An 8,040-nucleotide genomic window follows, 5' to 3' on the forward strand; every position below is an offset into this window, starting at 1 on the left:
CAGATCTCACCCATGGAGATGGAAACGCGCGCGTTCGTGACGCGCGTGTACGGATGGATGTCCGCCGGCCTGGCCCTCACCGGCGCGATCGCCTACGCCGTCGCGGGAAGCGAAGAGATGGTCCGCGCCATCGTCCTCAACCGAGCGATCTTCTGGGGGTTGATCATCCTGGAGCTGGCCCTGGTCTGGATCCTTTCCGCCGCGATCCAGAAGATGCCGGTGGCCCTGGCCAGCGGGATGTTCCTCGCCTATGCCGCCCTGAACGGGCTGACGCTCTCGGTCATCTTCTTGGTCTACACCAGCAGTTCCATCGCCTTGACCTTCTTCGTCACCGGCGGGACCTTTTTCGCCATGTGCCTGTACGGCGCGACGACCAAGCGCGACCTGACCTCGGTCGGCAATCTGATGTTCATGGCCTTGATCGGGCTGATCCTCGCGTCGGTGGCCAACTGGTTCTTCCAGAACCCGGCGCTCTACTGGATCACGACCTACGCCGGCATAGCCATCTTCGTAGGGCTCACCGCCTATGACGCGCAGAAGGTCAAGCAGATGAGCCAGTCGCTGGCGGAGGGCAGCGAGGCCGAAAGCAAAGCGGCGATTATCGGCGCCCTGGCTTTGTATTTGGATTTCATCAACCTGTTCCTTTTTCTGCTGCGCATCTTCGGACGCCGGCGCTAGGACAGGAACAGTTGTCGCGCACCTCCGCCGGTATTAGAATCCCGGCGACAAAAAACCCGCTCCCCAGGAGACCTCGATGAGCACCGCCCCCGTCGCTGCCCCCGCCGCTCCCGCCCCGGATTCCGGACAACCCGGCCTCTCCCAGAGCGCGCGCATCCTCAACACGTTCTTCGCGCCCTCCAAGACCTTTACCGACATCAAGCGCAGCGCCAGTTGGTGGTTGCCTTTCCTGTTGATAGCGGTCGTCTCCTGCGCTCTTGGGTTCGTCGTGTCCAAGAAGGTGGGCTTTGAGCAGGTCACCCAGAACAAGCTTCGCCTGGCGCCGAAACAGGCCGAGGCCCTGGAACGGCTCTCCGCGGACGACCGCGCGCGGCAGATGAAGATCGCTGTGATTGGTAGCATGGTCGAAGCTTACGCCAGTCCGGTGGGCCGGCTGATCTTGATCCTCATGGTCTCTTTGGTTCTCATGGCCACCTTCAATTTTGGCGCCGGGGCTGAGATTCCCTTCAAGCAGGCGCTCGCGGTGGTGGCCTATGCTGGCCTGCCGAACATCATCAAAGGAGGCCTCGCCATCACTTCCCTGCTGGTCGGAGCCGACCACGAAGGATTCTTGCTCCAGAATCCCGTGGCCACCAATCCGGCGTATTTCATGGACCCGACCAAGTCGTTGCCGCTCTACTCGCTTGCGGCTTCCCTCGACATCATCACCCTCTGGGTGCTGGTGCTCACCGGCATCGGCTTCGCCCGCGTCAGCAAACTGAAGACCGCCACCACTGTGGGCGTGGTCTTCGGCTGGTACTTCGTGCTGGTTCTCATTGGCACCGGGATAGCGGCCCTCTTCGCGTAGAAGCGGTCCGCCCGCCCCAGCCGCCGTTTACCCTTGAAAAACCGCCGCTCAGGCGGCTGCGCTTCCGTCCGCCTCCCGCCCCTATGGTCTAATAAGACGTTTGTATTCCTATGCCTAGCAGAGCTTTACGCTTCCGACGGCTGCTCCTGGCCCAGCATCGCCGCCTCCGCGAGTGGGCGATGATCTTCCATGGCCTGCTGTCGCGCGACCATCCCGTCCTGGCGCACATCATCCCCATCCGGCGCTGCAACCTCTCCTGCGCCTACTGCAACGAGTACGACGACCACTCCAAGCCGGTGCCGCTGGAGACCGTCTACCGCCGGCTCGACAAGCTGGCGGAGTTGCGCACCAGCATCATCTGCGTCTCGGGCGGCGAGCCCCTGCTGCACCCGGAGCTCGACCAGATCCTGGCGCGCATCCGCAAGCTGGGCTCCATCTGCGGCCTGATCACCAACGGCTACCTGCTGACCCAGGAGCGCATCGAGGGCCTGAACCGCGCCGGGCTGCAGCATCTGCAGATCTCCATCGACAATGTGATGCCCGACGAGGTCTCCAAGAAGAGCCTGAAGGTGCTGGACAAGAAGCTGGAGCTTTTGGCCGAGTATGCCGAGTTCCACGTGAACATCAACTCGGTGGTGGGCGGCGGCATCCACAACCCGCAGGACGCGCTGGTGGTGGCGAACCGCGCCCTGGAGCTGGGCCTGACCTCGACCGTGGGCATCATCCACGACCACGACGGGCAGCTGGAGCCGCTGGGCGAGGTGGAGCGCGAGATCTTCGTAAAGATCCGCAAGATGGGCAAGGCCAGCTACGCCCGCGTCAATCACTTCCAGGAGAACCTGGCCCTGGGCCAGACCAACCAGTGGCGTTGCCGCGCCGGCGCGCGCTACCTCTACATCTGCGAGGACGGCCTGGTGCACTACTGCTCGCAGCAGCGCGGCTACCCGGCGAAGCCGCTGGAGGAGTACTCGCTGGCTGACATCCGCCGCGAATATTTGACGGAAAAATATTGCGCGCCGCAATGCACCGTGGCCTGCGTCCACCAGGTGTCGTACCTGGACTTCTTCCGCGCCCCGCAGCACAAGGCCCCGCCGGTCGGCGCCGGCGCCGCTCCCCTGGTGCAAATCAAGTAGGGACCGTGTGGCACAGCCGTCCCCGGCTGTGCGCCGCCCGTCAGGGGTGCTTCGCTTCGCCTTTCGCCGCCGCCTCTATCTCGGCCAGCATCTTGTCCAGCGCGGGCCGGTCCAAAAACTTCCCCTTGACGACCGCTGCCCACACTTTTCGCGTGTCGCGGAGGTCATGGAGCGGATAGGCGTCCAGCAGGATCAGGTCGGCGCCCTGGCCGACCTCCGCGGTCCTCAGCCCTGCCAGAGTGCCCGCCTGCATATCCCACTGGCCCGCGAGCAGGTACTTCCCGGTGGCGTTGACCACCTGCACGTTGCGGTCGATCTGGATGATCGCCTGTTTGGCGATGGCGGTGATGCGCTGGTCGCGAATGACCACAGTCACCCCCGGTTGGTTGGTGCCGCCGCGCACGTCTATGACTGTGACGTTGGTGAAGATCAGGTACTTGGGCTTGGGTTTCTGTTTGACCTGCGCCGGGGACACAGTCGCCAGCAGCGCCAGCAGCAGCGCAACCGGAACGCCGTGCCCGCGCCTCATGCTCGCGCCTCCGCGGGAAAGCGTTTGAGGAACTGGCTCCTCTTCTCCGCAGGAAGGAAGGAGGCTTCGAACGAGTTGCGCGCCAGGCGCTCGAGCTCCGCTTGGGTGAAGCCGAAGGCTTCCTGCGCCAGCTGATACTCGCGCGCGAGCGACGTCCCGAACATGGCCGGGTCGTCGGAGGCGAGCACGACCTTGAGGCCTCGGTCGAAATATCGCCGCAGCGGATGCTGCTCCAGCGACTTGCAGCAGCCGGTTCGCAGGTTGCTGGTGACGCACACCTCGACGGGAATCTGCTCCTCCACCAGCCGCGCCATTAATTCCTGATCGTGCCAGGCGGTGAGCCCGTGGCCGATGCGCTCGGCGCCCAGCGCGTCGAGCGCGCCCAGGATTGAAGCCGGCCCGGCGCTCTCCCCCGCGTGCGCCGTGCGCCGCAGGCCATGCCCGGCGGCGTAGGCATAGACCTGGCGGAACATCTCCGGCGCAGCGGCGGCCTCGTCGCCGCCAATTCCAAAACCGATGACCGAGGCGCAGCCGCGCTGGCGCGCCGCCACCGCCTGCTCGGCTACCCTCTGCGCCGCCTCCGGCCCGAACTGGCGCACCGCATCGAACAGCCACAGCAGAGACACGCCGAACTCGCGCTCACCGCGCTTCCGCCCGCGTTCCATGCCCTCGAACAGCGCCGCAAAATCCTGCCCGCGCCACAGGCACACGCCGACCGAGACGTACACCTCGGCGTGCAGCGCGTTCTCCGCGCGCAGCCGCTCCATCAAGCGATAGGTGATGAGCTCGTAGTCGTCCGCCGTCTGCAGGCGCTCGGTGACCGCCTTGAAAGCCATGAGGAAGCCGCGCAAGTCGGAGTATCGGTAGAGCTGCTCGACCTGCGCCCGGTCGAGCGGCTTGGCGTCATGGCGGCGGCTCAGCTCCACCAGCGTATCCGGCTCGACCGCGCCCTCCAGATGCAGGTGCAGCTCCGCCTTGGGCAGCGCGAGGATGAAGGCGCTGGGCGTGAGCCGCCCGACGTCGAGGTCCGTGGAAGGTCGTTGGGTCTGGCCGGCCACTGGTTTCTGCCTACGAGCTACTGCTTTTCGCGAACTCGCTGTGCCGCCGGCTATAGAGGACATAGATCACCAGCCCGATGGCGAGCCATCCGAAGAAGCGCATCCAGTTCATGATGGGCAGTCCGGCCATCAGCAGCAGGCAGGTGAGGATGGTGAGGATGGGCGCGATGGGTCCGCCGGGCGCGCGGAAGCCGCGCTTCCGGTTGGGCTCGCGGTAGCGCAGGATGAGCACCCCGATCGCTACCAGCACAAAAGCGAACAGCGTCCCGATGTTGGAGAGGTCGGCAAAGGTCCCGATGTCGAACAGCCCCGCCGGGATGCCGACCACGAAGCCGGCGATCCAGGTGGCGGTGTCGGGCGTACGGAACTTGGGGTGCACGTGGCTGAAGAGGCGCGGCAGCAACCCATCGCGCGACATGGCGAACCACACTCGCGCCTGCCCCAACTGGAAGACCAGCAGCGACGAGATCATGCCCAGCATGGCCCCGGAGAGCACGATGATGCGTACCCAGGGCTTGTCTAGCTTGCGCAGCAGGTTCACCACCGGGGCGGCGCTGTTGGTGGTCTCGCTGTTCCACATTTCCACGCCGCAGTACACCAACACCACGGCCACGTAGAGCACGGTGCAGACCACTAGCGTGGCGATGATGCCGATGGGAACGTCACGCTGCGGGTTCTTGGCCTCCTCGGCGGCGGTGGAGACCGAATCGAAGCCGATGTAGGTGAAGAAGATGATGGCGCCGCCGGTCAGCACCCCGCCCCATCCGTTGGGCATGAACGGCTTGTAGTGCGACGGGTCGATCAGGTGCGCGGTGAAGCTCACGAACACCAGGATGGCTACGATCTTCAGGATCACCATCACGTTGTTGGTCCGCGCCGACTCGCGGATGCCGCGCACCAGGATGATGGTGAGCAACATCACCACCAGGAACGCCGGAACGTTGAAGCCGAAGTGCCAGCCCGTCCCGAACAGCGAAGATCCCGACGGCAGATAGGCGGGGAACATCCATGCGTTGGGCAGGTGGATGCCAAGGAAGTCCAGCAAGTTGACCAGATGCTCGGAGAACCCGACGCTCACCGCCATGTTCGAGACGGCGTATTCCAGGATCAGGTCCCAGCCGATGATCCAGGCGATCAACTCGCCCATGGTGGCGTAGGTGTAGGTGTAGGCCGAACCGGCGATGGGGATCATCGAAGCTAGCTCGGCGTAGCAGAGCGCGGCGAAGAAGCAGGCCACCGCCACCAGGAGGAACGAAAGCGCGATGGCCGGCCCCGCGCCCGGCCGCCCGAAGGTGGGCGAGTGGTAGATGAGGTATTCGAGCAGGGGCGCGTGCAGCACGCTCTCCGCCTGGAACTTCTGCCCCGCGATGGCCGTGCCGATGACGGTGAAGATGCCGGAGCCAATCACCGCGCCGATGCCCAGGGCGGTCAGCGACCAGGGCCCCAGCGTCTTTCTCAGCCGCCGCTCGGGCTCTTCCGACTCGGCAATCAGCTTGTCGATGGACTTCTTGGCAAACAGTTGGTTGGCCAGGTCCGTGGCTCCTTAGTGAGTTGTCATCCTGAGCGGGCGCCTCGCTCCTCTTACGCCCGCTTCGATGCGCCGCGCACCATCTTCTTGACCTTGCTCTTCTTCGAGCCGCGCGCGTAATCCCGCGGCTTCTTGGGCGCGGCCTTCTTGCGCGCCGCCCGCTTCAACTTCTTGCGCTCTTCCCTGCTCAACTTCGATGTATTTGCCATAAGTCCGGTCAGACCCTTTCTAACTGCGCGTATTTCTCTACCAGCTTCTTCAGTCCGAAGCGCAGGAATTGTACCGTAATCTTGGCGTCGTCGCCCTCTCCCTCGCGTTTGTACACCGTCCCCTCGCCGTACTTGGGGTGCCGGACCTTCTGTCCCGGGCGAAAGCCGGTTCGAGTTCCCTCGCTCCGCTCGGGATTTCGGCTGCGGGCTCCCGCTTCGCTCACGCCCGCAGAACGCCTCAACTTTCCTCTGGAGGCAAAGAAGTCCGCGATGTTCTCGATGGAGTTGTAGGTGGGCCCGGAGTAAGCGCCTCTCCCCTTACCCCCGCGGCCGAGGGCGGCCGCGCCACGTGGGTCGGGGCGCTGGTCTTCGTCCTCATAGTTGAAATCGGAAGGCACTGCCGAGGAGCGCACAGCCGTCCTCGGCTGTGCGCTTTTCGCTTGTGTAGGCACTCCCAGGTCTTCGAGCAACGCCGGCGGGATCTCTTCCAGGAAGCGCGAGGCCTCGCTCACCTCCGGCATCTCGCTGGCGTAGCGCCGCCGGTAGCGGGCGCGGGTGAGCACCAGTTGGTTCATGGCCCGCGTCATGCCCACGTAGCACAGCCGCCGCTCCTCTTCGAGTTCTTCGGGATTCATCAGCGTGCGCGAGTGCGGGAACAGGCCCTCCTCCAGGCCCACCAGGAAGACCATGGGGAACTCCAGGCCCTTGGCGGCGTGCAGGGTCATGAGCGAGATCTGGGCGCGCTGGTCGAAGTCGTCGGTCTCCGCCACCAGCGCCGCGTGGTCCAGAAAGTCGGCCAGCGACTCGCCGCGGTCGCGCGCGTCCATGGCCGCGTTCACCAGCTCGCGCAGGTTGTCGATGCGCGAGTAGGCCTCCGGCGAGCCTTCCTCCTCCAGCAGCTTGATGTAACCGGTGCGGTCGATGAGGAACTTCAGGATTTCTGGAATGGTCGCCGGCCCGCCGGGCTTGCGGAAGGCTTCGGGAGTGTCATCGTCAGCGGGCGCAGGTTTCTCGTTGCTCGTTTCTCGTTTCTCGAAGTCTTCCTGTTCGATCCCCGCGGCGCCCTCTGTGGTTAGCTTTTCCGCAAAAGTCCCCTCGAGCATGGCGCGCGCGTCCTCGATCAGCTCGCGGAATCCGCGCAGCGACGTCACCGCCCGCGTCGGCACCAGCTTCTTCTCCACTGCCTCGCCGGTCGCCGACCACAGCGAGAGGCCGGTCTCGAGCGCCAGCCGCTCCAGCGTCTCCTGCGTGCTCTTCCCGATGCCGCGCGTCGGGGTGTTGACCACCCGCAGCAGGGCCACCGAGTCCTCCGGATTCTGCAAGAGTTTGAGGTAGGAGAGCAGGTCCTTCACCTCGGCGCGCTCGTAGAAGGAGAAGCCGCCCACCACGTGATACTTGAGCTGGTAGCGCCGCATGGCCTCTTCGAAGAGCCGCGACTGGAAATTGGTGCGGTAGAGGACGGCCGCGCGCAGCCCGTCTTCGCCCTGCTCCCCTGCCTGGCGCTGGGCGCGCGCGATGCAATCGGCGATGAACAGCGCTTCGTTCTCGCCGTCTGGGGCCTCGTAGTAACCCAGCTTGGCGCCGCCCTGCCGCGCCGTCCACAGCCGCTTGCCCTTGCGCCGGACGTTGTTCGCTACCACCGCCGAGGCCGCCTGCAGGATGTTCTCCGTCGAGCGGTAGTTCTGCTCCAGGCGGATGACCTTGGCCTCCGGGAAATCCTTCTCGAACTCCAGGATGTTGCGGATGTCCGCGCCCCGCCAGGAGTAGATGGACTGGTCCTCGTCGCCGACCACGCACAGGTTGTGGCGCTCGCCGGCCAGCAGCAGCATCAGCTCGTACTGCGGGCGATTGGTGTCCTGGTATTCATCCACCAGCAGGTGCTCGAAGCGCTGCTGGTAGCGCTGGCGTGTCTCCCCGCTCGAGCGCAGCAGGCGCACCGCCTCCAGCAGCAGGTCGTCGAAGTCGAGCGCGTTGGCTTTGCGCAGCGCCTGCTGATAGACCTCGAAGATGTGCGCCACGCGCTCCGCCACCGGGTCGCTGGAGTTCAGGTAGGCCTCC

Annotated in this window: 8 protein-coding genes; 3 read left to right on the plus strand and 5 right to left on the minus strand. The window is 65.1% G+C overall.

The annotated features are described in order from the left end of the window. Positions 1-12 precede the first annotated feature (12 nt). The 3 genes from VGQ94_05550 to VGQ94_05560 all read left to right on the plus strand — a co-directional run bounded on the left by VGQ94_05550 (position 13) and on the right by VGQ94_05560 (position 2,658). The gene (locus VGQ94_05550) at positions 13-678 is read left to right on the plus strand and encodes a Bax inhibitor-1/YccA family protein (GenBank protein ID HEV2021974.1); all 666 of its coding nucleotides are present in this window, start codon (positions 13-15) and stop codon (positions 676-678) included. Between the two features lie 76 nt (positions 679-754). Continuing rightward, positions 755-1,525, plus strand: coding sequence for a YIP1 family protein (locus VGQ94_05555; GenBank protein HEV2021975.1), 771 nt, complete (start codon positions 755-757; stop codon positions 1,523-1,525). Positions 1,526-1,704: 179 nt separating this feature from the next. Further along, a complete protein-coding gene (locus VGQ94_05560) occupies positions 1,705-2,658 on the plus strand; it encodes a radical SAM protein (protein ID HEV2021976.1) in 954 nt (317 codons plus the stop codon). Between the two features lie 40 nt (positions 2,659-2,698). Here the strand turns inward: VGQ94_05560 and VGQ94_05565 are convergent, their stop codons facing one another. From VGQ94_05565 to VGQ94_05585, 5 genes are all read right to left on the minus strand, one after another. Continuing rightward, positions 2,699-3,187 (minus strand): hypothetical protein, encoded by a 489-nt coding sequence (locus VGQ94_05565; GenBank protein HEV2021977.1) that lies wholly within the window; start codon positions 3,185-3,187, stop codon positions 2,699-2,701. Continuing rightward, positions 3,184-4,245 carry an adenosine deaminase gene (add, locus tag VGQ94_05570; GenBank protein ID HEV2021978.1) on the minus strand — a complete coding sequence of 354 codons (1,062 nt, stop codon included), beginning with the start codon at positions 4,243-4,245 and terminating at the stop codon, positions 3,184-3,186. The genes VGQ94_05565 and add overlap by 4 nt, the downstream gene beginning before the upstream one ends. Positions 4,246-4,255: 10 nt before the next feature. Further along, the gene (locus VGQ94_05575; GenBank protein ID HEV2021979.1) at positions 4,256-5,737 is read right to left on the minus strand and encodes an amino acid permease; all 1,482 of its coding nucleotides are present in this window, start codon (positions 5,735-5,737) and stop codon (positions 4,256-4,258) included. Positions 5,738-5,826: 89 nt separating this feature from the next. Next, complete coding sequence (locus VGQ94_05580) at positions 5,827-5,982, minus strand: hypothetical protein (GenBank protein HEV2021980.1); 156 nt, start codon at positions 5,980-5,982, stop codon at positions 5,827-5,829. An 8-nt stretch (positions 5,983-5,990) separates the two neighbouring features. Then, positions 5,991-8,040: 3'-5' exonuclease (locus VGQ94_05585; GenBank protein HEV2021981.1), on the minus strand; the 2,050-nt coding region annotated here is incomplete at its 5' end.

Source organism: Terriglobales bacterium (assembly GCA_035937135.1).
Lineage (GTDB): Bacteria > Acidobacteriota > Terriglobia > Terriglobales > Acidobacteriaceae > DASYVL01.

What these genes read in the sequence shown, in the direction of transcription:
- VGQ94_05550 (HEV2021974.1), top strand. Translation starts at nt 13, where the DNA reads ATGGAGATGGAAACGCGCGCGTTCGTGACGCGCGTGTACGGATGGATG.
- VGQ94_05555 (HEV2021975.1), top strand. Translation starts at nt 755, where the DNA reads ATGAGCACCGCCCCCGTCGCTGCCCCCGCCGCTCCCGCCCCGGATTCC.
- VGQ94_05560 (HEV2021976.1), top strand. Translation starts at nt 1,705, where the DNA reads ATGATCTTCCATGGCCTGCTGTCGCGCGACCATCCCGTCCTGGCGCAC.
- VGQ94_05565 (HEV2021977.1), bottom strand. Translation starts at nt 3,187, where the DNA reads ATGAGGCGCGGGCACGGCGTTCCGGTTGCGCTGCTGCTGGCGCTGCTG.
- VGQ94_05580 (HEV2021980.1), bottom strand. Translation starts at nt 5,982, where the DNA reads ATGGCAAATACATCGAAGTTGAGCAGGGAAGAGCGCAAGAAGTTGAAG.